General features: G+C 61.8%; 19 protein-coding genes and 4 pseudogenes. 15 read left to right on the forward strand and 8 right to left on the reverse strand.

Features of this window, described 5'->3' with window-relative positions:
• The 3 genes from ADT71_RS08270 to ADT71_RS08280 form a co-directional block, all read left to right on the forward strand.
• The coding region (locus ADT71_RS08270; protein ID WP_156336517.1) for a TonB-dependent receptor at window positions 1–2,669 on the forward strand (2,669 nt) is incomplete at its 5' end.
• A gap of 116 nt (window positions 2,670–2,785) precedes the next feature.
• Complete coding sequence (locus ADT71_RS08275; RefSeq protein ID WP_054436183.1) at window positions 2,786–3,082, forward strand: hypothetical protein; 297 nt, start codon at window positions 2,786–2,788, stop codon at window positions 3,080–3,082.
• Between the two features lie 197 nt (window positions 3,083–3,279).
• The gene (locus ADT71_RS08280; protein ID WP_054436184.1) at window positions 3,280–4,038 is read left to right on the forward strand and encodes a GntR family transcriptional regulator; all 759 of its coding nucleotides are present in this window, start codon (window positions 3,280–3,282) and stop codon (window positions 4,036–4,038) included.
• A gap of 101 nt (window positions 4,039–4,139) precedes the next feature.
• On the opposite strand, the gene ADT71_RS08285 is transcribed toward ADT71_RS08280, so the two are convergent.
• Window positions 4,140–4,514 (reverse strand): VOC family protein, encoded by a 375-nt coding sequence (locus tag ADT71_RS08285; RefSeq protein WP_054436187.1) that lies wholly within the window; start codon window positions 4,512–4,514, stop codon window positions 4,140–4,142.
• Between the two features lie 304 nt (window positions 4,515–4,818).
• Between ADT71_RS08285 and ADT71_RS08290 the strand changes: the two genes are divergently transcribed.
• The 4 genes from ADT71_RS08290 to ADT71_RS08300 all read left to right on the forward strand — a co-directional run bounded on the left by ADT71_RS08290 (window position 4,819) and on the right by ADT71_RS08300 (window position 8,665).
• Window positions 4,819–5,934 (forward strand): MaoC family dehydratase N-terminal domain-containing protein, encoded by a 1,116-nt coding sequence (locus ADT71_RS08290; RefSeq protein ID WP_231635728.1) that lies wholly within the window; start codon window positions 4,819–4,821, stop codon window positions 5,932–5,934.
• Between the two features lie 83 nt (window positions 5,935–6,017).
• Complete coding sequence (locus ADT71_RS35520) at window positions 6,018–6,653, forward strand: AMP-binding protein (RefSeq protein WP_369818202.1); 636 nt, start codon at window positions 6,018–6,020, stop codon at window positions 6,651–6,653.
• Window positions 6,654–6,785: 132 nt separating this feature from the next.
• Window positions 6,786–7,724, forward strand: coding sequence for a class I adenylate-forming enzyme family protein (locus ADT71_RS35525; RefSeq protein WP_369818203.1), 939 nt, complete (start codon window positions 6,786–6,788; stop codon window positions 7,722–7,724).
• A 104-nt stretch (window positions 7,725–7,828) separates the two neighbouring features.
• The gene (locus ADT71_RS08300) at window positions 7,829–8,665 is read left to right on the forward strand and encodes an MBL fold metallo-hydrolase (RefSeq protein WP_231635738.1); all 837 of its coding nucleotides are present in this window, start codon (window positions 7,829–7,831) and stop codon (window positions 8,663–8,665) included.
• Window positions 8,666–8,733: 68 nt separating this feature from the next.
• Here ADT71_RS08300 and ADT71_RS08305 read toward each other — a convergent pair whose 3' ends face one another.
• Window positions 8,734–9,483 (reverse strand): SDR family NAD(P)-dependent oxidoreductase, encoded by a 750-nt coding sequence (locus ADT71_RS08305; protein ID WP_054436190.1) that lies wholly within the window; start codon window positions 9,481–9,483, stop codon window positions 8,734–8,736.
• 98 nt (window positions 9,484–9,581) lie between these two features.
• Window positions 9,582–12,128 (reverse strand): TonB-dependent receptor domain-containing protein, encoded by a 2,547-nt coding sequence (locus ADT71_RS08310; protein WP_054436192.1) that lies wholly within the window; start codon window positions 12,126–12,128, stop codon window positions 9,582–9,584.
• Window positions 12,129–12,800: 672 nt separating this feature from the next.
• Between ADT71_RS08310 and ADT71_RS31230 the strand changes: the two genes are divergently transcribed.
• The 8 genes and pseudogenes from ADT71_RS31230 (at window position 12,801) to ADT71_RS30195 (ending at window position 20,664) form a co-directional block, all read left to right on the forward strand.
• Window positions 12,801–13,751 (forward strand): TonB-dependent receptor, encoded by a 951-nt coding sequence (locus ADT71_RS31230; protein ID WP_156336519.1) that lies wholly within the window; start codon window positions 12,801–12,803, stop codon window positions 13,749–13,751.
• On the forward strand, window positions 13,685–15,139 hold the full coding sequence (locus ADT71_RS08315; protein WP_369818208.1) for a TonB-dependent receptor: 1,455 nt from the start codon (window positions 13,685–13,687) through the stop codon (window positions 15,137–15,139). The genes ADT71_RS31230 and ADT71_RS08315 overlap by 67 nt, the downstream gene beginning before the upstream one ends.
• On the forward strand, window positions 15,136–16,149 hold the full coding sequence (locus ADT71_RS08320) for an NAD(P)-dependent alcohol dehydrogenase (RefSeq protein WP_054436194.1): 1,014 nt from the start codon (window positions 15,136–15,138) through the stop codon (window positions 16,147–16,149). Before ADT71_RS08315 ends, ADT71_RS08320 begins: the two co-directional genes overlap by 4 nt.
• A gap of 12 nt (window positions 16,150–16,161) precedes the next feature.
• Window positions 16,162–17,145, forward strand: a complete 984-nt coding sequence (locus ADT71_RS08325; protein ID WP_054436196.1) for a phosphotriesterase — start codon at window positions 16,162–16,164, stop codon at window positions 17,143–17,145.
• Window positions 17,146–17,268: 123 nt separating this feature from the next.
• Window positions 17,269–17,811, forward strand: a complete 543-nt coding sequence (locus ADT71_RS08330; RefSeq protein WP_054436198.1) for a nuclear transport factor 2 family protein — start codon at window positions 17,269–17,271, stop codon at window positions 17,809–17,811.
• Window positions 17,808–18,701 (forward strand): SDR family NAD(P)-dependent oxidoreductase, encoded by an 894-nt coding sequence (locus ADT71_RS08335; protein ID WP_054436200.1) that lies wholly within the window; start codon window positions 17,808–17,810, stop codon window positions 18,699–18,701. Before ADT71_RS08330 ends, ADT71_RS08335 begins: the two co-directional genes overlap by 4 nt.
• 25 nt (window positions 18,702–18,726) lie before the next feature.
• Window positions 18,727–19,612: pseudogene (locus ADT71_RS35280) on the forward strand (SDR family NAD(P)-dependent oxidoreductase).
• Window positions 19,609–20,664, forward strand: coding sequence for an SDR family NAD(P)-dependent oxidoreductase (locus ADT71_RS30195; RefSeq protein WP_156336523.1), 1,056 nt, complete (start codon window positions 19,609–19,611; stop codon window positions 20,662–20,664). The pseudogene ADT71_RS35280 and the gene ADT71_RS30195 overlap by 4 nt, the downstream one beginning before the upstream one ends.
• Window positions 20,665–20,696: 32 nt before the next feature.
• Here the strand turns inward: ADT71_RS30195 and ADT71_RS33305 are convergent.
• The 5 genes and pseudogenes from ADT71_RS33305 to ADT71_RS08360 form a co-directional block, all read right to left on the reverse strand.
• Window positions 20,697–21,479: pseudogene (locus ADT71_RS33305) on the reverse strand (alpha/beta hydrolase); the annotation flags it as partial.
• 89 nt (window positions 21,480–21,568) lie between these two features.
• Window positions 21,569–21,952: an NAD-binding protein gene (locus ADT71_RS35530; protein WP_369818209.1), complete on the reverse strand. Its 384-nt coding sequence runs from the start codon at window positions 21,950–21,952 to the stop codon at window positions 21,569–21,571.
• 24 nt (window positions 21,953–21,976) lie between these two features.
• Window positions 21,977–22,410: pseudogene (locus ADT71_RS35535) on the reverse strand (NAD(P)-dependent oxidoreductase); the annotation flags it as partial.
• Window positions 22,403–23,188, reverse strand: coding sequence for a carboxymuconolactone decarboxylase family protein (locus ADT71_RS08355; RefSeq protein ID WP_054436202.1), 786 nt, complete (start codon window positions 23,186–23,188; stop codon window positions 22,403–22,405). The pseudogene ADT71_RS35535 and the gene ADT71_RS08355, both read right to left, overlap by 8 nt.
• Before the next feature lie 28 nt (window positions 23,189–23,216).
• A pseudogene (locus ADT71_RS08360) lies at window positions 23,217–24,109 on the reverse strand (SDR family NAD(P)-dependent oxidoreductase).
• Window positions 24,110–24,142 lie beyond the last annotated feature (33 nt).

Genomic DNA, 24,142 nt, shown 5'->3' on the forward strand with positions numbered 1-24,142 from the left:
CCCGCTCGCGGACTTCAGGTGAAAATTTGTTGGTTGTCTTGCTCATAACGGATGCTCCTTCTCACAAGTTGGAGCCTCCTGGAAACCCGGGGCGCTTCAGAACCATGGTCGTGCCGGCTTATGCTCAGGCCCAGGATCAGGCGAGTACCAAGGGTCAACCTCAAAGCCAGGCTCAGGCCGCAAGGGCTGCGCGCGAGGGTGCGCGCGAAGAGGATATCAAGGAGAATATCCAGGAAATCATCGTTACGGCCCGGCGCAAGGAAGAGCTCATCCAGGACGTGCCGCAGGCAATCCAGGCCGTGACCGGGGCATCATTGGAGAAACTGAACCTCTTCAGTTTCGACGATCTCAGCAAAGTCGCGGCCGGCGTGAGCCTCAATCGAGCTGGCAACCTCACGACCATTCGCGGCGTAAGCTTCAACCCGACCGCGCAGACAAATCCGACCGTCGCGATGTATATCAACGATGCTCCGGTTCAACCGACCATCGTGTTCCAGTCGGTCTTCGACGTCGAGCAGTTCGAGATCCTGCGCGGTCCGCAGGGGACCATGCGCGGGCAATCCGCGCCGACGGGCGCGATCACGATCACGACCCGTAAGCCGAATCTCTATCGCCACGGTGCTACGGCCATGGCCACCTTCACCGATCGCGACGGCCGCACGCTTCAGGGCGCAGCAAATATCCCGATTGTCGAGGGCGTGCTGGGTATCCGCTTTGCCGGCATTCTCGATCATTCCAACAATGGCGGGATCAAGAGCGTCAACAATCCGGAGGATCCTTACGCCAATAACAATGCGTTCCGTGCAAGCGTCCGGTTCGAGCCGACCGACAACCTCAGCGTCAACTTCATGTACCAAAAGCGCTGGGTGAAGAGTCTGTCTTACGGCAGCGCCGTGTACGGCGACGGCGCACCGGGCGGAACGTTCAGGGCGTCAGGCTATGCGCTACCGTACGTTCAGCCGGTCGGCGTGAACGGCCCTGCTCTCGAAATCGGCGATCGCCGTGCAGTCGCCGAAAATGGTGATTTCGGGCGCAGCACTCAGGAGGTCGCAACTGGCCAGATCGAATATGTGCTGGCCGGCCAGAAGCTTTCCTATGTGGGTGCCTGGTCGAACAACGACACCCAGGTCAGCCGCAACTACGCCGACACCGCCAACCTCGTCGTCGGTGACTGGCCGGGACGCAGTCTCGATGCGACGCTGACCCGCTGGACCCACGAACTGCGCCTTTCCTCGGATGAGCGGTTGCTTGGCGGACACCTCGAATATGTGATCGGCGTGTTCCATGAGAACGAGAAGACGGTCAATGTCGGCAACAACGGCGTGACCTTCCAGTCCGGCGCCTTCGGTTCGCCCCTGGGGGCACCGATCGCCCAATCGCCCAATCTCGATTTCTCGACGACGAGCCTCTACAACTCCAACACGAAGCTGAAGGAATGGTCGTATTTCGGCACGTTGACGCTTCATATCGACGACAAGACCGAGCTTTCGGGCGGTATCCGCTTCATCAACGAGAGCAAGGACGGCTTGCGGACCAACTCCCAGAGCGCAGGGTATCGCGCTGAAGCTTCATGCGTCACTCCGGGAGGCATTCGCGGCCGGACGTACGCCAACGTCTGCGACGTTCCGGTCGCCTCCCGTGTAACCGGCACCATCCCCGACGTCTGGAAAAAGACGCCAACGGTCTACAGCGCCTCGCTCTCGCGTCACTGGACGAACGACGTCGTCACTTACTTCAACTATGGCAGTTCCTGGCGTCCGGGACCGACGCAAGGTAACCTGATCAATGGCGCGAATGATCCGACCCTCTCGGCATTGACGAACCTGAAAGACGAGAAGACCAATTCCTATGAATTGGGCCTGAAGACTTCCTGGCTCGATCGGCGCCTCAATCTCAATCTTGCCGTCTATCACCAGGATTACACGAACTACGTCTATTCGGTCCTCACCGGCATCCCGTATCTAGCGGATACCGGAGTTCCAGGCACGACACCCGCCGTCACGCTCGCCGTACCGATGAATTCTAACATCGATGCAAAAGTCGACGGCGTCGATTTCGATTTCAACTTCGCGGCTACCAAGAACTGGACGATCAGCGGCGGTGCCAGCTGGGCGAATGGCCGCTTCAAGAACCAGCTCATTCCCTGCTGGGACGGCAATTTCGATGGCGTGCCGGACAACGACACGAGCATGCTCTTGCCTGCATTCCTCTTGCCGCCCGGCGTCCAGACCGGTGTCCAACGCTTCCAGAGCCGCGGGATTTCGATCGCTGAGTGCAAGGTCAGCGGCAGGTCGGCGCTGCAGCCGAAGTGGAATGCGACGCTTCGTACCGAGTACTCGCACCCCATTTCGAACGGCACAGACGCGTTCATCAGCGGACTGCTGACCTACACACCCAAGAACCCCTACGCGAACGCGACTTACACGGTGCCTGACTATGCGCTCGCCAATCTCAACATCGGTGTTCGCAATTATGAGGCCGGCTGGGAACTCCAGGTCTTTGCCCGCAACCTCTTCGACACGCGCACCGTGACGGACAAGGGCGTATCGGCGGTGACCGACACGCCTGATGTAAGCAGCACGTTCGGCGTCTCCGGATATCGCAGCTACGCCGCTCTCGCGCCTCGGGAGCTGGGGATCACCTTCCGTTACTCGTTCGGCTCAAGGTGACGCGCGCCGATGATTAAGCAATTTCCAATCCAGTATCTGATCGGAGCACGGATCATGAAAAATCTCTAAATTCCCTCTCGTCCCTTGCTTTGCTGGCATGCGCCTGCGGAGCTGCGATGCCGGCCGTCGCATCGGCAGCCGAAACGCCCGCGCCGGCTCAGTCCACGCCCGTCAAGCCTGCCTATTCGACGGGCAAGACGCAGCTCGCAACGCTTCTGGCCGACCCGGCTGCCAAGGCGGTCCTTCAGAAACACATCCCCGAATTGCTGAATGGCCAGAACATGGACCAGGCGTCGGGCATGACGCTGCGGGAAATTCAGGACGCGGTAAAGGCTTACGCACCCGACGTGCTGTCGGACAAGGTCCTTGCCGAAATCGACAAGGATCTTGCCGCACTGCCGCCAAAGCAGTGAGCAGCCTTAACATGCTGACAAGCGCGACTGACCGGCATCGTTGAGATGTCGGTGCTTCGCCCCGAGGAAGATGCAATGCGGATCGCGGCCGAATTCGGCTGTGGTCCGCTTGCGGAAAGGATCGGGCTTTCGGAATTCGAAAGCTTTGATGCGCCTCACGATGACTTCCCGGGAAAGTCCGGCTTATTGCAGGAGCCATGAGCTCCAAACCGTCATCGTCCCAGATCGATATTGCTGCTGCCCGGCTCCGTTCGCTTGCGATGGCGACGCCAGACGGTGAACTTCTCGGCAGTGAGGACGATGTGATCGGATCTCTCGGGGTTTCGCGGATCACTGCTCGCCAGGCCGCCCGCCTACTCGAGCGTGAGGGTGTGCTCACGGTCAAGCGCGGAAAGCATGGCGGCTACTTTGCCGCACGACCTAGCGGCGACATGATCGAAACCGTCGTGTGCTCTTACATGAACACGCTCGGTCTCAGCACCAAGCATACCGGAATGGTTGCGACCTCGCTTTGGATCGAAGCCTTGCGGGAGGCTGCGGGCGCCGAGAGGGCGGCGGCTTTGGCCATGGTTGATGAGCTATCGCCGCTTTTTGAAGATCTCGATCCCGAGGCAACTCTGGAGGAGGTGTCAAAGCTTGAACAGCGGATGCGAGCTGCTGTTTTCAAGCTGATTGATGGTGCTTACATCGACCTCATCTTTCGCATCAACGCCGCCTTTGCGCGCCAGCGCTTGACGGGTTGGACCGAGCAGCTCGATGCCGATCTTCACAGGCGCTTCGTCCGCAAATGGAAAGCTGCAAAGCTGATGGAGCTTGAAGGCATCGCGGATGGCAATGTTCTTCAGGCAGTGACCGCAGCCATGCATGAGCGCAGTCTCTGGGTTGGCCGTGGCGGCGGGAAATGGAAAGACGAGCCAGCTGTTGAACGTGTAATAGCCGAAAACAGCCTGCGCTAAGCGGAGCAACTTCCATACGGGCGTGTCACCGCGCGTATGTCCAGGACATTGAGCATCTGGTCAGGCCGAGCAGGGGGAAGGGGGCAGGCGAGATCGTTGCTCTATTCGGGTTCGATGAAGGTCAATTCCAGCGGTACGCCGTGCGGATCGAGAAGAAATATCTGCGCTAAGCCTGGGGTGATATGGTCGGCCTCAGCATACTTGATACCGGCATTGTCCAAGCGGGTTTTCATTGCCGGCCGGTTGCTGCAACGCAGCGCCACATGATCGACACTGCCGGTCGTCGTGCCCTCAGGCTGCTTCAGTCTGAGATGGATGATGGGATTTCCTTCGTCATCGTACAGCCAATGAGCCTGATTTCCCATGACGACAGGCCCTGGCCGGTAGGTAAGGCCCAGCGCACGCTCATAGAACTGGGCAGTTCGCTCGGGATCCATTGTCCTGATATTCACGTGATCGATACCGGCAACGGCCATTGCTAATGCCCTTCTGAATGATTTTTTGATGTCTGATCCGTCGCGTCAGAGCACACAGCGCTCGGGCGCAAAAATGGCCTGGATCATCAGCGTTCCGACCAGACTGACGCTCTGAGATTGGCACTCGTAGGAAGATATGTCCTGCTGGATTGGGGTGCGGGATCTTCGATATCGCCAGAGCGCATTGCTGATCGTCGCGATCCGTCAAGTCAGAGCAGCGAATCCTCGCGATTGTGTCTCGAAAGGCAGATGACCTGCGGAGATCCGTGGGCGGCTCGCCAAGAGGACAATTGGGAGAAGTGGCGTGACGGATAGTGACACCCAGGTGAAGATGGATATCAGCGACGTCGAATGGCGTCTTGGCCACAAGGTGGGCGGCGGGGAGCTGTGGGAACCCTGCAACAAGACCGATATCCGCCGCTGGGTCATGGCCATGGACTATGTGAACCCGCTGCACTGGGACCAGCGTTTCGCGCAGGAAACCAAGTTCGGCGACATCATCGCGCCGCAGTCGATCTGCGTCGCGCTCGATTATGGGCATGGCAACAATCAGGCCTGCGTCGGCCGGATCGAGGGCCAGCACATGATCTTCGGGGGCGAGGAGTGGTGGTGGTACGGCACCCATGTCCGCCCCGGCGACCATCTCAGCCATGAGCGGATCTTCACCGGCTACAAGCTGACCGATACACGCTTCGCGGGCCCCACCCTGTTCCAGCGCGGCGATACGATTCACCGCAACCAGCGCGGCGATCTGATTGCCAAATCGTGCCCCACGGTGATCCGCTATCTGGCGAAGGAGGCGGAAAAGCGGGGAATGTACGCCTCCAGCGCCGGTGCACCGCGCAAGTGGACGTCGGCCGAACTGGCAGAAATCGATCAGGTGCGCCGCGACTGGTTTCTCTCCAACCGCGAAGGCAAGTCGCCGCATTTCGAGGAAGTCTCGGTGGGGCAAAAACTGCCGCGCCGGGTGATCGGGCCGCACTCGATCGCCAGCTTCACCACCGAATACCGGGCCTTCATCTTCAACATCTGGGGCAGCTTCTATTGGCAGGGGATCGAGGGCGTTCCCGATTGCTGGGTCAATCAGGACATGGGCTGGATCGAAGGCTTCTCCTTCGACGAAGTGGGCGCAATGACCGATCCGCGTCTGCGTGACGGGCTCTACCTCGGCCCCTCGCGCGGGCATATCGACGACGGCCGTGCCAGCGAGATCGGGATGCACCGTGCCTATGGCTATGGCGCCACGATGGCGGCGTGGAATACCGACTACCTTGCGTTCTGGGCCGGGCATGACGGCATGGTCCGCCACGCCAAGAGCGAGTTCCGCGGCCGGCCTTCGAAGGCGACGTCACCTATATCGAGGGAGAGGTCGTGGAGAAGATCGAAAAGTCCGAATGGGGCTTCCCCGTCGTGCGCGTAGAAGTGCGGATGACCGATCAGGACGGCAAGATCGTCGTCACTTCCGTCAACGAAGTCCAGTTGCCGTACTGAGGAGGGCGGACATTGTCTTCGCACGATTTCGTCGTCGATCGCTCCGTCTCCATCGCGCGCGGGCTTCCGCTCAGCGAGGAGGTGGGGTTAGGAGAACTGACACTTGCCGGCTTCCTGCGGGAGGTAACGTCCCGCTTCGGCGGCCGTGAAGCGCTGGTCCACCGTCTCGACGACGGGTCGCGCGAGCGATGGAGCTATTGCGACCTGTGGGACCGATCGCGGGAAGTCGCCAAGGCGCTGATTGCGACCGGGCTGGGCAAGGGGGAGCGTGTCGGCGTCCTCATGACCAACCGCGCCGAATTTCTCTCGGCCATGTTCGGGGCGGCGCTGGCGGGCGGTGTCGCCACACCGCTCAGCACGTTTTCGACCCCGGCCGAGCTTGAATATCTGATCGGGCACTCGGCGGTATCGTATCTTCTTTTTGAGGAGAGCGTGCTCAAGAAGGAATTCCTTGAGATCCTTTGCGATCTCGATCCGCAGATCGCGGTGAGCACGGCTGGCCATTATGCCTCCAGCCGCTTTCCGTTCCTGAGGGAACTGGCCGTGGTTGGCGGGGAAGGGAGGGGCGCTGCCCGTTCCTGGCGCGCCTTTCTGGATCTTGGGCAGGCGGTGCCGGATGACAGGCTGGACGCGCGCGCGAAAGCGTAGTTCCGGCCGATCCGGGTGCGCTGTTCTTTTCCTCCGGCTCGACCGCGCAGCCGAAGGGCATCCTCTCCGCCCATCAGGGCGTATCGCTGCAAATGTGGCGCATGGGGGCGCCAGCAGGGGCTGAGTGACGCCGTGCGCAGTTGGACGGCCAACGGCTTCTTCTGGTCGGGCAATTTCTCGATGATTATCGGCGGCACCCTGTCGATGGGCAGATCGCTGATCCTTCAGCGCACCTTCCACCCCGCAGAGGCGCTGGATCTGCTCCAGTCGGAGCGGGTGACCTTTCCCTTCGCATGGCCGCATCAGTGGGAGCAGCTCACGGCGGCTCCAAACTGGCAAGCGGTCGATCTTTCCTCGCTGACGTTCGTGGATACGGCATGCCCGATTGCCGCTCATCCAACGGTCACGACCGCATGGATCGAGCCCAAGCACTGCTACGGCAATACCGAGACTTTCACGCTGAGCGCAGCGTTTCCGGCGATGACCAACGCTGAAGACGCCGCCGAGAGCCACGGCGTGCCGTTGCCGGGAAATCTGATCAAGATCGTCGATCCGCTTACAGGCCACGCGGTCCCACTGGGCGAGAACGGAGAGATCGCAGTCAAGGGGCCGACGCTGATGCTGGGATATCTCGGCACACCGTTGTTCGAGACTTTGGACGAGGAAGGCTACTTCCGCACTGGAGATGGAGGACGGCTCGACGAGCAGGGCCGCCTGCACTGGCAGGGCAGACTGAACGACATCATCAAGACCGGCGGCGCGAATGTCTCCCCGCTCGAAATCGACGAGGCCATTCGCGCACTGCCCGGCATCAAGATGAGCCAGACCGTCGGCGTGCCGCATGAAACGCTCGGTGAAATCGTCGTCTCCTGCGTGGTGTTCCATGCCGACGGCGAAATGAGCGAGGATGCGGTTCGCGAACGGCTGCGTACGGTACTGGCCAGCTACAAGGTGCCGCGCCGGGTCATCGGCCTCGACGAGCAGCAGTTGGGATTGACCGGATCGGCAAAGATCAAGACATCCGAACTCCGCTCGCTTGCGGTGAAGTGGCTGGCGAGCGAAACGGCCTGAACAGAATGACCTACTGCCTTCCCCAGATCGACAGGCAGACAGGACAAGGGAGCGAAATGACGAACTTCCGGATAGGCAATGCTCAGGTGGGTTCCGTGTTGGAAATGGAGCTCACCGGCCGGCCGATTGCCTCTCTCGGGGCTTCGGACGAGCTCGTGGATCGCCATCGCTCATGGCTGGAGCCCCATTTTCTTCAGGCGGGAAACACCTGGAGCCTGAACTTTCGCAGCTGGGTGGTACGCGTCGATGATCTCGTCATCGTCATAGACCCGTGCAACGGCAACGGGCGGCCTAATATCATGCCGATGTTCGACATGCTCGACATTCCATATCTGGAGCGGTTCGAGGCGACGGGTATCCGCGTGGAGGACGTCGATTACGTCTTCTGCACCCATTTCCACCACGATCACTGCGGATGGAATACGCAGCTTCGCGGCGGCAAATGGGTGCCGACTTTCCCCAATGCGCGCTACCTTTTCGTGCAGCGGGAGTACGATCGCTGGCATCCCGACAACGCCGCCCGCTTCGCGTCCTTGCCCTACAACGACGGCGTGTACGAGCGGTCGATCGCCCCGGTCGTGGAAGCGGGCCTCGCCGATTTGGTCATGGAGCCGCACCGGGTTTCGCCCAGTCTCGCCATAGAGCCGGGGCACGGACACACGGCAGGCCATTGCATGATGCGCCTGTGCTCCAGCGACGAGGAGGCGGTCTTCGCGGGCGATGCGATCCATCACCCGCTTCAACTGATCGATCCGACCATAAAGTTCGGCGACCATGACGATTGGGGAGCGGTCATGGAGACGCGGCGCCGTTTGGCGGCCGACAGCCTTGAGCGTTCGACGCTGATTATTCCCGCCCATCTGCCATTCCCCCATGCCGGTTACGTGCGGACGGCGGATATGGGGATGTGGTTCGAGGCCTACGCGCCAATGCAGGCTTAGCACTTAACAGGAGGTCTCCCTATCGCCGCCAACCTCCATTTGGTGGCGATAGGGAGCACAGGGCCTGCTCAGGAGGGAATGCGACCGCCATTCACGCCGATTGTCTGGCCCGTGACATAGCCTGTCGCCTCAAGGCACAGCCAGGAACAGGCGTTGGCGATGTCGTCAGGCTCGCCCGTGCGGCGCACAGGGATCATGCTGCGGACGGTTTCCAGCGGGATCGGGAACTTTTCCTTGTTCGCCTCCGACATCACCGTGTTCATGACCACTCCGGGCGGAATGTTGTTCACGGTAATGCCGAGGGGCCCCAATTCAGCCGCGAGGGTGCGGGTCAAGGTGATGATCGCCCCTTTGGATGAAGAGTAAGGCGCCATGAGGGCCGATCCGGTCTGCGCGCTGGATGATGACATGTTGACGATGCGCCCCCAACCGGCAGCGATCATGTCGGGAAGGACCACCTGGGTCATGATGAAAGTGCCCTTGACGTTCACTTCGTAGATCCGCTCCCAAAGTTCGTCGGTGACGTCCAGGAACGGTGTCGTATCCGTGATGCCCGCATTGTTGACGAGGACAGTGATCGGCCCGAATTCTTTCCGGATCCTACTGACGGCCGCCGCCACCTGTCCGCGGTCGGCGATGCTGGCCTGAACGGCGATGGCGCGTCCGCCTTCGGCGTTGATCTCGTCTGCCGTTCTCTGGGCATCGTCGAGAAGAATATCCACGACGCCTACCGCCATGCCGTCTCGGGCGAGCCGCTTCGCGCAGGCCTTCCCGATCCCGGATGCAGCGCCAGTCACCAATGCCGTCTTGTTGGTCATCGCCTTCTTTCCTTTCCCATGGACAGTGCTCCCAGAGAAAAGACCCGGCCGGCGATAATCGCCGACCGGGCAAGGAGGGAGCGCAAATTGCGGTGAACTCAGAATTCTTTCTGGATGCCGATCTGGAAGATGCGGCCAAGGGTGAAAGCGACGCTGGGGTCGTATCCTGCCTGACCGACATTCTTGTAGACCGGAGGGTCCTGATCGAAGACGTTGTTGACGTTGAAAGTCACGGCCAGCCCATCGGTCAGGCCGCTTCCCTTGAACGCGTACTTGAAGAACAGATCGACCGTGTCGAAAGACTTGATCCGGGTCTGACCAAACGCCGATGGCTGTCCCGCATCGCCGCGCTTGTAGCCGGCCGAATGATACCATGTGGCCTGCGCGCGGAACCCGTGGATCGTGGTTCCAAGGGTGGACATGATCCGGGCCTTGGGGGTGCCGAATGCCAGTTCGTCGACGACAGCTGCCGTCGGGCTCATCTGGGAGTCCTGCGTGAGGCGAATGTTCCCGGCTACCCTTGCGTCGAACGATGCGAAACTCGTGTCGAGCACATAGCTGACATCGAAATCGATGCCGGTCAGCGTGGATGTGCCGAGATTGCGCACAAGGGTGTCGAGAACGACGCCGACCGGAATACCTGCCCCGCCGGCAGAACTCACAAGGGCCTGAGCCGCCGAAGTGGGATTGAGGATCGTGAAACCGGCATTGGCGGGGTTTTGCAGGCCGGCAACGATGGCCGCCAGTTGCTGTCCGCTTGGACGGAAGATCCAGAGATTGGGGAAGTTGTTGTAGAAATCGGTGAGACCGGTTCCGGTTACGGGTCGGCCGATCGTCCCTTTGAGGTCGATGTGATAATAGCTCGCATCGAGCGTAAGCCCGGGAATGAACGGAGGCTCGATCGTGGCCCCGACGGCCCAGCTCTTGGCGGTTTGCGGGGTCAGGCCGGTGACCGAGCCATTGCCCAGAAACACGCCGGTCTCTCCTGGGGCGAAGCTGTATCCGGGCGGCGGAGCAAGGAACTGGCCTGGCACGAGATTAGCCGAGGCAGTAAGCGGGCCTAGCTGATCGACGGGCGAGGGGGCCGTGAACGACTTGCCCCAGTTCGCGCGAATGGAAAGCCAGTCGATCGGCTTGTATGTCACGGCGAACTTCGGATTGAAGGTGTCGCCGAAGTCATTGTACTTGTCATATCGCGCCGAAGCGGAAAGCAGAAGGCTTTCAAGTCCAGGGCCGACATCGTTGAAGATTGGCGCCTGCACCTCTCCGAACAGCGATTTTACGGTCTGGGTGTACCTGACTATCGGCAGGAGCCTGAGGCTGGCGTCCGTCGTTTGCCGCGCGAAGTTGTCGCGCATGTATTCGCCGCCCAGCGCGACCCGGACGTCGCCTCCAGGAAGCTTGAACACCGGACCGTCCGCGATGAACCTGTAGTCGTAGAGTTCGTTGCGTCCAAATCCGCGCTCGTGCCCGTCTAGGATATTGGCAAGCACCGAGGGCGAGGTCGAGGCGATGTCGTAGGGATTGAGCGTCCCCGCGGCCAGCGCCGAGGCTTGGGCAAGCGGGTCGAGGACGTTGTTGTCGTAAGTGACCTTGCTGCGGCCATAGCTGAATAGCGCGCGGGCCTGCCAATCACTGCCTAGCTTTGCCGTAAGCGTCGGCGTGACGCTCCAGGACTGGAGTTCGGTGTCCTGACGGTTGGAACGCTCGCCGTCGACGGGGCCATAGTTGAAGCGGACCGTTTGGGTACGGCCGCTGTTGGCATCGCCCGTGTTGCGGTAGAACGGGTTTGCCGAGGTTACCGTGACGGTGCCGGTCGTGCTGCCCACAGCGCCCAGTGTGCCGCCGAAGCCCGTCGTCTTGCGATCGGCGTAGTTCGCGGAGACGTCAGCGCTCAACCAATCACCAAGGTCCTGCGTCAAACGGGCAAAAACGGTATTGAGTTCGTTGCGCGGATAGATCGCCTGGTCCTGAGATGGGTCGCAGGTGTTGGGTCCGCCGGCCACAAGGCCGCTTCCGGAATTTACGTAGGTGGTCGTTCCGATGGTAGTCGTGGGATCGGCGCAATTGCGGCCGACGGGCACGCCGGTGTTCCAGTCGATACGCTTCACGTAGTCACGATCCGATCCGAAAATCGCATCGTGCCGCGAGTAGTTGTAAGCCACATAGATTCCGCCGCCCGTCCATTTCTTGCCGACAAGCAGGCCTGCGTCCCATGAGGTGTAGTCATCGCCGATGCCGACGCGGCCTTCGACTTTGACGCCATCATAAGTCTTGCGGGTCATGAAGTTGAGCACGCCCCCGAGGGCATCCGAACCATAGACCGCCGAGCCTCCGTCGAGCATCGCCTCGACCCGCTCGATGGCGATGGGCGGGATGATATCCGGATCGACAGCGATCTGCTGGGTTCCTGCGCCCACAACGCGGTGGCCGTCGATCAGAACCAGTGTCTGCGCGCCGCCGCTGGTATTCGCAGCGGGCAATGCGCGCAGGTTGGGTCGGGAAATCGGGTTGCTGCCGTTCGAGCCGGACACGGACGATACACCGGCTGGAACCAGCCCGAAGAAGTTGCTGACCTGGGGAATGCTTGCAAGGATCTCGTTGGTGCTGGTGCCGCCCGTAGCTTCGGCCTGTTGCTCATTCATGCCGACGACGTTGGAGCCGGCCGGAGCGATCCCGCGGATTAGTGTGCCGGTGACAACGATTTCGGAATCCGCCGTCGCTTGAGCCTGGGATGTCCGTCCTGGATCGCTCTGAGCGTGCGCAGTTCCTGTAGCTATCGCGCAAATTGCAGCGCCGGTGGCAAGCCGGCACGAGTAAGCCTTTAAGCTCGAAAGCCTCATAGTCCTCACCCCATCATTGCTTTTTATAATTAGGACACTGTATTATCGATTCTCGAATGTTGCAATGACGATATCGGCTTCTGCAACATGGATGGGAATGGGTGGAAGTAAGGCGTGGATGGCCGAATATATCGCCTGCAAAATCAACTTGGGCCTTGCTGTTGAAGGATTCTAAGGCGCTTGGGCAGGGGAATGAGCGATCTTGGTTTCATGTCGCTCGTGTCATAGATGATACTAAATGATGAGTGCTCTGGCAGGGGGAGGCGAGTGCCTATCTGATTTCAGGGCCTGAAATCCGACCACCATCGCTGCGGCGAATTTCGTTCACCCAAGTGGAGTGTCGCGATCTGTCAAGTTCGAGAGGTGCGTTCCGTTTCATCTGTTTGGCGACGCCGAAGGCGCTTCGGCTGACAGGCGAACCGGCACACGAAGAGATGGCGAGCGGCAACCGCGACGCATCCAGGGGAGGATTTCATGATTGGCCTGAACACCGCGCGATCTGCGTCCATTTTCGCAATCGCCTGCGCGTCGGCGAGCTGGCCAGTAATGGCGCTGGCACAGCAGTCCGCGGGCGACAAAGACGCACCGACGCCGACAGAAATCGTCGTGACGGCCCAGCGCCGCTCGGAAGCGTCGCGCGATGTGCCGATCAGCGTGACCTCGCTCGGGCCCCAGCAGCTTACCACTGCCAATGTGGAGAGGCTGTCCGACACGGCCAGGATCACCCCCGGCCTGCGGTTCGATACGCAAGGCCCGGCCGTGCAGCCCACCATTCGCGGCGTCGGCACGGCCATCACGACATCTGGCGGCGGCCCCAACGTTGGCATCTACATTGATGGGTTCTTCCAGGCCAACACCTACATGTCGGACTTCAACCTGCTCAACGTGCGCAGCATCCAGGTTCTGAAGGGCCCACAAGGCACGCTGTTCGGTCGCAACACCACGGGCGGCGCGATCCTCGTCACCACCGCCGACCCCAGCACCGAGACGAGCGGCGAGGCAAAGGTCAGCTACGGCCGCTTCAACGCGGTGAACGCGCAGGCTTACGCCACCTTCGGCATCAGCGACCGGGTCGCGATCGATGTCGAGGGGCTCTATCGGCGCGGTGACGGCTACTTCACGGACCTTTCGAACGGCAACGACAACATCGGCAAGTACGAGGATTGGTCTCTTCGCGTCGGTATGAAGGCCGACTTGACCGACGATGTTTCGCTACTGTTGCGCTGGGTCCACGCGGAGACCAACGATCCCACCACCCAGTTGGTCAACGCCGATGTCGACAACACCGGCGGCGCGGCTTCTTCGACAAGGTTTCGGCGGCCGGTCAGGCGATCTATGGAACCTCCAGTTCCAAGGGACTGCCGCTCGTCTACTTCTACGCGCCGTCGGGCACGTATGCGACCAAGCCGGGCGATGTGCTGCTGAATACGCCGGTCAGCTTCCGCACGAATTCCGATGCGCTTCAGGCGACGCTGAAGGCAGATCTGGGCTTTGCGGACTTCACCTCGTACACGCAGTACCGCAAGGACCTGTCGCCCTATTACGGCGATCTCGATGCCACCGCGATCCCGATGTTCAACATCTACGTGGGCGTCAATGACGAGACCTGGAGCCAGGAGTTCCTGGTGAATTCCAAGCCGGGCTCGCGGCTGCAATGGACGGCGGGGCTCAACTACTTCCAGATCCGCGACACCTGGGATATCGGCGCCAGCTTCGGCGGATCACCCTATGGGCCATTCGGCGGCTCCAGCACCACAACGAAGTCCTACGCGGCGTTCCTCGATGCGACTTATGAGGTGAACGACAAGCTGTTCCTGACGCTGGGCGGCCGTTACAGCCACGATACGGTTGGGGATGCCTACTTCATCACCAATTTCACCACCACCGGCTACACCGGCCCCAATGGCGAGGTTGTGCCCTGGACAGGCGGCGCGGGCGTGCCAATCCCGGTCCAGACCCTGAAGAACGACAGCTTCACGCCCCGCGCGGTGATCCGCTTCAAGCCCAGCGAGGAATCGAGCGTCTATGCGTCCTATACCAAGGGCTACAAGGCGGGCATCCTCAACGTGGGCGGCTATTCGCAGCAGCCGGTGAAGCCCGAGAAGATCGATGCCTTCGAAGTGGGCTACAAGTACGATGACCGGGTGTTCTCCGCCGATCTCGCGGGTTTCTATTACAATTACAAGAACTTGCAGGTTTCCAGCTATCAGAACGGCACCGCGCAGATCCGCAATGCCGCATCCTCGGAAATCTACGGTCTTGAGGCACAGCTGCGCTACAAGGTGAGCAGCGCGTTCTCGGTGCAGGCTGGCGCGTCATGGACCCACGCCCGCTACAAGTCGTTCAGCAACGCGCCCTACTACAGCTATTGCGATCCGGCGGTTACCGACCTCAGAAACCCGATGGCCTGCATCCCGATTTCGCTCGGCGGTACCGGCCCCGGCGCGCTGACACAGACGTCGACCGATGCCTCGGGCTTCAAGATGCAGCGGGCACCCGAGTTCACCGGCAATATCGGGGCGAGCTATGGCCTTGATCTCGGCGGCGGCAAGCTCGCGCTGTCCGGCAACCTCTACTATACGTCCAGCTTCTACTTCGATCCCTCCGAGCAATTCCGCCAAAAGGGATACGAAGTCCTCGCATTGCGGGCAGAGTGGACCGATCCCTCTGATCGCTACACGGTCGCAGTGTTCGGGGACAATGTCACCAACCGGCGGTATCGCACGCAAGTGCTCTTCAACACGCTGGGCACGGGTGCCGTCTGGAATTCGCCGGTCACGTACGGCATCGAACTGGGCGCGAAGTTCCGATGAAGGCGCTGTGTCTCATCGCGCAATCGGGTGAGGGGGGCGATCGGCTCCAGCTTGACCAACGCCCCTCGCTTCCGGTCGGCCCCGGCGAAGTCCGGGTTCGCATGCGCGCAGCTTCGCTGAACTTCAGGGATGGCCTCGTTATTGGGGGCGTTTCCCCCGCGCCGGACGGCTTGATCCCATTGTCCGATGGCGCGGGGGAAGTCATCGAACTGGGAGAGGGCGTTACGCAGTTCGAGCAGGGCGACCGGGTGATCAGCCTGTTCCATCCCAACTGGATCGACGGTCATATCGATCGCGCTGAGCTGAACAATTCGCCCGGCGGACCGGCCGATGGCTTCGCGTGCGAGGAAGTCGTCCGGCCAGCCCGGCATTTCACGCGGGCACCCCGGAACCTCTCGTTCCTTGAAGCCGCGACGCTTCCCTGCGCCGGCGTGACGGCATGGCGTGCGGTCGTTGCAGACGGCGGCGTGAGGCCCGGTTCGCGTGTGCTTATCCTGGGAACCGGCGGAGTGTCGCTATTTGCGCTGCAATTCGCCAAGGCGGCGGGAGCAACCGTCATCGCCATCACGTCCTCGCGGGAAAAGGCGGATCGCTTGCGCCTCCTTGGCGCGGATCACGTGATCGACCGCACCGTCACGCCGGAATGGAGCGCAGCGGTGCTTGATCTGAGCGACGGCCTGGGCGTGGAGCATGTGATCGAGGTGGGAGGTCCCAACACGCTGGCGCAAAGCTTCCGGGCAGCGCGAACCGGGGCGCATATCGCCATCATCGGGGCTACGGCGGGCTTTGAAACAGACACCATGCCTTTCGCGATCGTGCAGGCAAAGCGGCTGCGCTTGCAGGCCGTGACCGTGGGCAGTCGACGCGATCAGCTCGACATGGTCCGCGCGATTGAGGCGCATGACATGCATCCCGTGATCGACCGGGCCTTTCCTCTCGAGGGATTTGCAGACGCGGTGGCGCATATGCGCTCGGGCAGTCAGTTCGGCAAAGTCTGCCTGGAAATCTGAAGGGATTGAGGCGTGCCCACAATTCAAACGGCAAACGGGACGATTTCCGAGAAGGACCTCGGCCGGGTCCTGATCCACGAACATATCTTCCTCATGGATATGGAATACACCTTCAATTATCGGCCCGATTTCCTGTCGCCCAAGACGATCGACGACGCGGTCTCGCGGCTTGATGACCTGAAGGCGGCCGGCTTCGATACGATCATCGACCTGACGGTTCTGGGCCTGGGGCGTCACATGCCCAGCATCGCCAAGGTTGCGGCCCGAACCGGCATAAACATCATCGTTTCGACGGGCGCTTATACGTTCGAGGCGGTTCCGGCTCCCTTTCAGTACTGGGGCCCCGGACTGCTCCACGATACCGGCGTGGAGCCGATGGTCGGGCACTTCGTGGCCGATATCGTCGAGGGTATAGCGGACACCGGCATCAGGGCCGGAATGCTGAAATGCGCGATCGATGCTCCGGGCCTGACGGGGGGCGTCGAACGCATCATGCGGGCCGTCGGGCGCGCCCACGTGCTGACCGGGGCACCGGTTACCGTTCACACTTCGGCGAGGCACGAAACCGGCCTCATCGCGCAGAAGGTCCTGTCCGAGGAAGGCGTCGACCTTGAGAACGTGGTGATTGGCCACTGCGGCGATACCACGGACCTCGATTACCTGATGCGGATTGCCGACCGGGGCTCGATGCTGGGAATGGACCGGTTCGGCGTGGAGTTCGAGATCTCGATGGAACAGCGCGTGGCCACGATCGCCGAGATGGTCAGTCGCGGTTACGCATCGCAGATGGTTCTGAGCCACGATTGCTGCTGCTGGTCGGACTTCTTTCCCGAAGTCGACGATTATAACCAGGCCATGCCGCGCCATCACTACCTGCATATTCACGACGACGTGCTTCCGGCGCTTCGCAATGCCGGTGTGTCTCAGTTCGACATCGAGCGCATGCTGATCGCCAACCCTCGCCGCGTACTCGTGAAGGAACGCGTGCCGCACTGACCGAAGGCCACGGGTGTCGATGGCTGAGAGGCCCAAGCTGTCGCAATCCGTCAAGAGTTCAGGGTCCGCCGCGCGCTAATCAAGAAACGGCCAGGCGCCGCAAGCCTGTCAAGGAGAGGAACAATGAGCCCTGATTTCACTCTGCTCGCCGATCGCGAGGCAATTCGCGATTGCATTGCCCGGCTGGCACGCGGCGAGGATCGTCGCAGCGCCGAGCTGATCCGCTCCTGCTGGTGGCCCGAAGCGCATTTCGACTACGGCGTCTATTCCGGCGACTTCGAAGCCTATCTCGCCTGGGTCGTCCCCGGCGCGGATGCGATCAAGGATACGCAGCACCTGATCGGACAATCGTACATCGAACTCGACGGAGATCGGGCATCGGTGGAAAGCCACGTCTTCTCCTACCACCGCGTCGACATGGGCGAGGGTGCCATGGGAGGAGAGCGCGATACCTGCATCGGCGGCCGCTATCTTGATCGCTTCGAGAAACGCGGCAGCGAGTGGCGCATCATCGATCGCATCATGCTCTACGACTGGGAGCAGGACTGGGGCGCCGCTGCCGACTGGTCGAAAGGGGTGATGGGCTACCCCTTCACGGCCGACCATTTCCCCGGCCGCGCCAAGGGCGATTTCAGCGAACGCTGGTTCGCCGGGTCGGACGCATGAGCGCGCCGCTCACCGGAAAAGTCGCGCTCGTCACCGGCGCCAGTCGCGGCATCGGCAAGGGCATCGCACTCGTTCTCGCCGAACAGGGGGCGACCGTCTACGTCACCGGACGCACGGTGAGGGAGGGCGACTATTACCTGCCCGGCACCGTCGGCGGCACGGCTGCCGAATGCGATGCGCGCGGAAAGGCGAGCGGCGGACGCGGCATCGCCGTCGCCTGCGACCATGGCGACGATGCGGCGGTGGCAGCTCTGTTCGAACGGATCGGGGCAGAGCAGGGCCGTCTCGACATTCTCGTCAACAATGCCTTCTCGTTATCGGACGACCTGCTGGAGCCCAAGGGGTTCTGGGAAAAGCCGCTCTCCAACCTGGAGATGTGGGATGTGGGCGTAAAATCCAACTACGTCGCGGCGTGGCATGCCGCCGGGCTGATGGTTCCGCAGAAATCCGGGCTGATCGTCGCCATCTCCGGCTTTGCCGCCGTCACCTACACGTATGGCGTGATCTTCGGGACGTCGAAGTCCGCCGTGGACCGCATGGCCCGCGATATGGCGATCGAACTCGAGCCGCACGGCGTTGCTTCGCTCACGCTCTGGCAGGGGCTGACGCTTACCGAAAAGGCGAAGGACAATCTGGAGAAGATGGGCGACCAGATGACCACTTCGATCACGCAGATGCATGGCAGCAGCGTAGAGCATCCGGGACGGGTCATCGCCGCACTGGCCGCCGATCCGGAGATCATGAAGCGCTCCGGCGGCGAGTTCGTCACTGCCGAATTGGCGCAGGAATATGGCCTCACCGATATCGACGGACAGGTGATCCAGTCGGCCCGCGCCACGCGCGGATCGCCGGTGTGGAAACCGATCGCGGCGACCACCGATGCCGGATGAGGCTTTTGTAGAAGGCAGGAAAACCATGGGTAGCCTATCGAATGGACTGGCGGGCCGCGTCGCCGTCGTGACCGGCGCCAGTCGCGGCATCGGCAAAGGCATCGCCTGTGCCCTCGCCGAGCACGGTGCGACGGTCTATGTGACCGGCCGGACCGTCAATCCCGGTCAGCACGCCTTGCCGGGAACGGTCAACCAGACCGTGGAAGAGGTGAACGCGCGCGGAGGCAGAGGGGTCGCCGTTCCACTCGACCTTGCCGACGATGCCCAGATAGCGGCGCTGTTCGAGCAGGTTCGCCGCGATGAGGGGCGCCTCGATATTCTGGTCAACAATGCGATGGCCATTCCCGATGCGATGACCCGGCGCGACGCTTTTGGGAAAAGCCGCTCGACGAGTGGGAGATCTGGGACACCGGGATGCGCGCGGCCTATATCGCTGCCTGGCATGCAGCACAGATCATGGTCCCGCAAGGATCGGGGCTGATCGCGGCTTTGTCCGGCTACGTGGGCGTGACGTACACGTACGACGTGATCTTCGGCACCACGAAGACCGCCACCGACCGCATGATGCGGGACATGGGCCATGAACTGCGCGGGACAGGCGTTTCGGCAGTCTCGCTGTGGCAAGGTTTCACCTATACCGAACGCGCGACGGAAAACCTGAAGACGGTGCCGGGCATGGCGAACCAGCTCAACAGCGCGGTCGGCTCCTCTCCCGAATTTCCGGGCCGGGTGTCGCGGCGCTCGCAATGGACCCGCAAGTCGGATCGCGCTCGGGCGGCACGTTCATCAACGCAGAACTGGCCGCCGAGTACGGGCTGACCGACCGCGACGGACGAACGATCCCATCCCTTAGAGAAACACGCGGCGCGCCTCTTTGGGCGGCTGGCGATACAACGTGGAGAGCATCATGAGTGAACGTCGTTTCGATGGCCGGGTCGCCGTCATCACCGGCGGCGCGCGCGGGCTGGGGCGGACTTATGCCGAACTGCTGGGCTCGCTCGGCGCCAAAGTCGTCATCAACGACAATGGCAGCGCCTTGTCGGGGAGCGGATCGGATGCCGGGCCTGCCGAAGAGGCGGCCCAAGCCCTGCGCGATGCCGGATATGAAGCAGTCGCCTCGACCGACAGCGTCGCAACGCCCGAAGGCGGGAAGGCCATCGTCGAGGCCTCGCTGGATGCTTTCGGCCGGATCGACGTGCTGATCCACAACGCCGGCAACAACCGTTTCGCGATGCTGGACGAAATCAGCTACGAAGACTTCCGCGCGGTGGTCGATGTCCACCTGCTCGGCGCCTTTCACGTCGTTCGCCCGGCGTTCGAACGCATGACCAAGGACGGTTATGGACGCGTCGTCCTGACGGGGTCGATCGGCGGGCTCTATTCGATGCCCAGCGTGGTGAACTACGCGGTTTCGAAGTCCGGGATGATCGGCCTCAACAACATCGTCGCGATCGAGGGCGCGGCGCGGGGGGTGAAGTCCAACATCATCCTGCCCGGTGCGGTGACGCGCATGGCCGAGGGCCTCGATATCTCGCAGTATCCACCGATGGGGCCCGAACTAGTGGCCCCCGTCGTCGGATGGCTGGCGCATGAGAGCTGCTCGGTTACAGGCGAGATGTACGTCTCGATGGGCGGACGCGTCGCCCGTGCCTTCATTACCGAGACGGAGGGGCTCTATCGGCCGGACTGGAGCATCGATGCCGTTGGCGACAACATCGATGCGATCCGCGACAGCGACCGCTTGTGGACGTTCCATCCCGCTGAGGACGGCTTTTTCGCAGCACATGGCGAAAAGTTTCGAGTTGGTGCGCGCCGGATAACGGCGCGCACTCGCGCCGGTCAGGGGGCGGCTTTGCGGGTCAGGAAACCCTGCATCGAAAGCCACGCAGTGAATTCGTCAAGCACGAGCGTTGTGGTCGTGTTCGGTTTCCCCAGCCCGAATCCATGGCTGCCCTGCTGGTAGCCATGAATTTCGACGGGCCGCTTTGCCGCCAGCCAGGCCTGCGCAATCGGAAAGCCCATCGAGGGGAACAGGGGATCGTCGAGCGCAATCGCGTCAAACATCGGCGATGCGTCTGCCGGAACGTCGATCTTTGCCTGCGGGCCATAGATATACCCGAAGAAAGCAGGCCGCTCGCCCGGCTTCGCGGCAAGGACGGTCTGGAGCGATGTCATGGCGCCCGCGGAAAAGCCGATCATGCCGACGCGGGCGGGATCGATGCCCCATTTGACGGCGTTTTCACGCACCATCTTCAGCGCGGCAAGGCCGTCCTCGGTTGCCTGCGGATTGGTCAGTACCGGCTGCCTGGTCGGATCGGGAATGCCCGCCATCATCTTGGCCCAGACATATTTCCCAGCTTCTGCCTCGTCCTTGGGCGTAGGCAACAGGCGATACTTCAGCACGAACGCGGCAATACCGCGATCTGCAAGGGCCTGCGCGACGTTCCAGCCCTCATGCGACATGGAAAGCGCCATGAAAGCGCCGCCGGGCGCCACGATCACGGCGGCACCTGTCGCCTTGGCCGGATCGGGTAGCACCGGAGTCAAGGTGGGCCGGGTGACATTGCGGACTGCATAGTCTTTGCCGAAGTATTGGGCCCAATTCTCGCTATCGGCAGATCCGGGCGTCTTGGCGCCATAGAGCGGGATGGCACCCGTCTCGACCGGCGCGCTTGCCGGAGCGGGCACAGGATAGTCGGCGGGTTGCGCCGCCGCACTACCTGCTGCAGCCATGCAGGCCATTGCCAAGGCAACATGTGCCAACTTGCCCGTCATCATTCAGCGTCTCCCCTGTTTTGTGGGAGGGGGATGACATGTTCGAACACATAGGGTCAAATAGGCTTTCTTGGCAGTGCCATAGCCATTTTCTATGCTTCCGACCCGACCAATACGGACGAGCAGGCCTCCATAAGAAATGGGCCGGCTGCTGCTGCCAGAGACCGGGTTCCAGGGGCTTGCGGTAGGATTGCCTGCAGAAGATCGACGTCTTTGCGCAGCAGCGCGGCGCCGTGGGCAAATGCACTGGGGGTCGGCAAACGGGCATAAACTTCGAAGCCAAAGCTTCGACCGCTGCTCGCCTTGATGAGCGCGGCCAATGCATCGGGCGCTATGCCAAGCAGGGCCCCGGCTTCCATTGCGGCATGGGCAAGGCCCATATTGGCGGCCATCAATGCATTGTTGACGATCTTGGCCCGCTGGCCCGAGCCGGCAGCGCCAAGGTGTACCAGGGCGCCGGCAAAGCTTTCGAACACCGGCTTTGCCTGTTCGAATGCTGCGGCAGTGCCCCCGCACATGACCGTAAGCGTTCCGGCAGCAGCCGCGCCGCCACCTCCGCTCACCGGGGCATCGACAAACGCGATTCCGCGGGCTTCGCAAATCGCGGCGAGAGCCTCGCAGCTTTCCGGCAGGATCGTCGAGTGGACGGCTAGCAGGCTACCTGCACGCATCGAAGGAATGAGCGTGTCACAGATTTGCGCGACCCCGGCGTCATCCACCACGCAGATGCCGATATGGTCGGCATCGCGTGCGAGGGTGACAATGTCGCGGCCGCCGCTGCTCCTTTGTCGACATAGGATTGGAGAGCCTCGGGGCGCCGCGCCCAGACGGTCAGGGAATAGCCGGCCGTCAACATGCGTTCCGCCATCGGGCCGCCCTGGCTGCCGAGGCCGATGAAAGCAGTCTTCAGCATTTTCCGATTTCCCTCATGCATCCCAGGCTAGCCCTGCCTTGAAGTTCTTGATCATTGCCAAGACTGCGCCCTGGATCACCGAGGCTTTGGGCCATCCGGCATGGACGGCATATTGCAGCACGAACTCCTGAAGCTCCTCGGGCTCGCAATTGCCGCTCGCCATCGCCGCGTAGAAATGGGTCTTGATCGGTGTGGTCGCGCAGCTCTCCGATACGCCGACGAGGGTGACCCAGCGCCGCGAGCGTTGGTCGAGGCCTGCGCGCTTCCACATCTCGCCGAACACGAAATTGTCGATGCCGGCCTCGAAGTAGGGTGTAACCGGCGGCGGCCCAGGAAAGCCCATGACAGCGTCGAACTCGTCGATCCCTTGCTGGATGCGTTCGGCGGGGTTCCACGGCTCGATCCGGATCGGCGCGAACGGGCAGGGGGGAAGGTCGAGTTCTTGGGCTACCCGCGTGACGGCTCTGTCGAGCTCGATGCCGCGCGACCAGCCTGTATATACGGCGAGGTGCAACGCGGCCTCGCGCAGTTCGATCTGGCTGAGTTCGCTGCCCGAAAGAGCTCCACGAATGTAATCGTCGAGGACATCGACGGGGCCGTTACTGGCTGCGGCGCTGGCGATGGCAATGAGATAGCGAGTCCGCCTGTCGAGGCCCGGTCGGCTCCAGATTTCAGCGAAGATGAAGTCTCGCCAACTGGCTTCGATCGGGCTTGCAGGAGTAGGCAGTTCGCGGCCGATCACGGCTTTCCCGACGACTTGGCCGCACTCGGTGCGTTCCTTGGGATCAAGCAATTCCATGAGATCATGCTCCTCGGTCGAGTTGGGCTCAGGCCTTGATGGAATCGATGACGTCCTGCGTGATGCCGGGGCGCCCCGGATCGCCTGCAAGGAACTCCCGGTGCTTCTTCTCGACGAAGGCATCGGGATCTGCGGCGACTTCGACCAGCGTTTCCCAGGCCTCGTCATGTGTCGGGATGAGGATGCGACCGGCTTCCATTCCATCCGACAGGACTTTTGCCGTCTGCTGCTGCGTCATGACGCTCAGATGGCTACCGGGCGCGCGCATCACGTAGTTCTCGCTGAAATGCTTCATGGCATCGGGCGAGCTCGTCATGACGGGACCGGGGCAAAGGCAGCTTACCCGAATGCCGAATTGCTTCAGGTAGAGCGCGAGATTCTGCGACATCGAAACGACCGCTGCTTTGGAGGCTGCATAGTGAACTCGGCTAGCCGCGAAAGGATAGAGCCCGGCGAAGCTGCCGGTATTGACGATATGGCCAGATCCGCGCTCCAGCATGCGCGGCATAATCACGTTGTTGGCGCGGACCATGCCGAAGAGATTGACGTCGAACATCCGCTGCCATTCCGCCATCGGAATGTCCTGAGGATTGCCCCCCGAGAGGATGCCGGCATTGTTCATGTGGATGTCGAGAGGGCCGAGCGCCTTTTCCGCCGCATCGATGGTTGCGCGACCGAGGCATCCTCTAGCACATTGCAGTGAAGTCCCACCGCCTCCGTGCCGGCGTCTCTGAGGATCTGGGCGGTCTCTTCGGCCCCTTCGCGGCTGATATCGGCAACGGCGACGCGTGCTCCGCGAGCAGCCCATTCCTGAGCGATCCGCCGACCGATATTCTGCCCGGCGCCGATAATGAGTGCGGATTTACCCGCGAAAGTCTCGGACATGTCAACCTCTCCCATTCTGTTTTCAAGGCGCTGCATTTTTCGCGCCGATCTAGTGCGGGCCTTTTTTCG

Source organism: Novosphingobium sp. ST904, from assembly GCF_001298105.1.
Lineage (GTDB): Bacteria > Pseudomonadota > Alphaproteobacteria > Sphingomonadales > Sphingomonadaceae > Novosphingobium.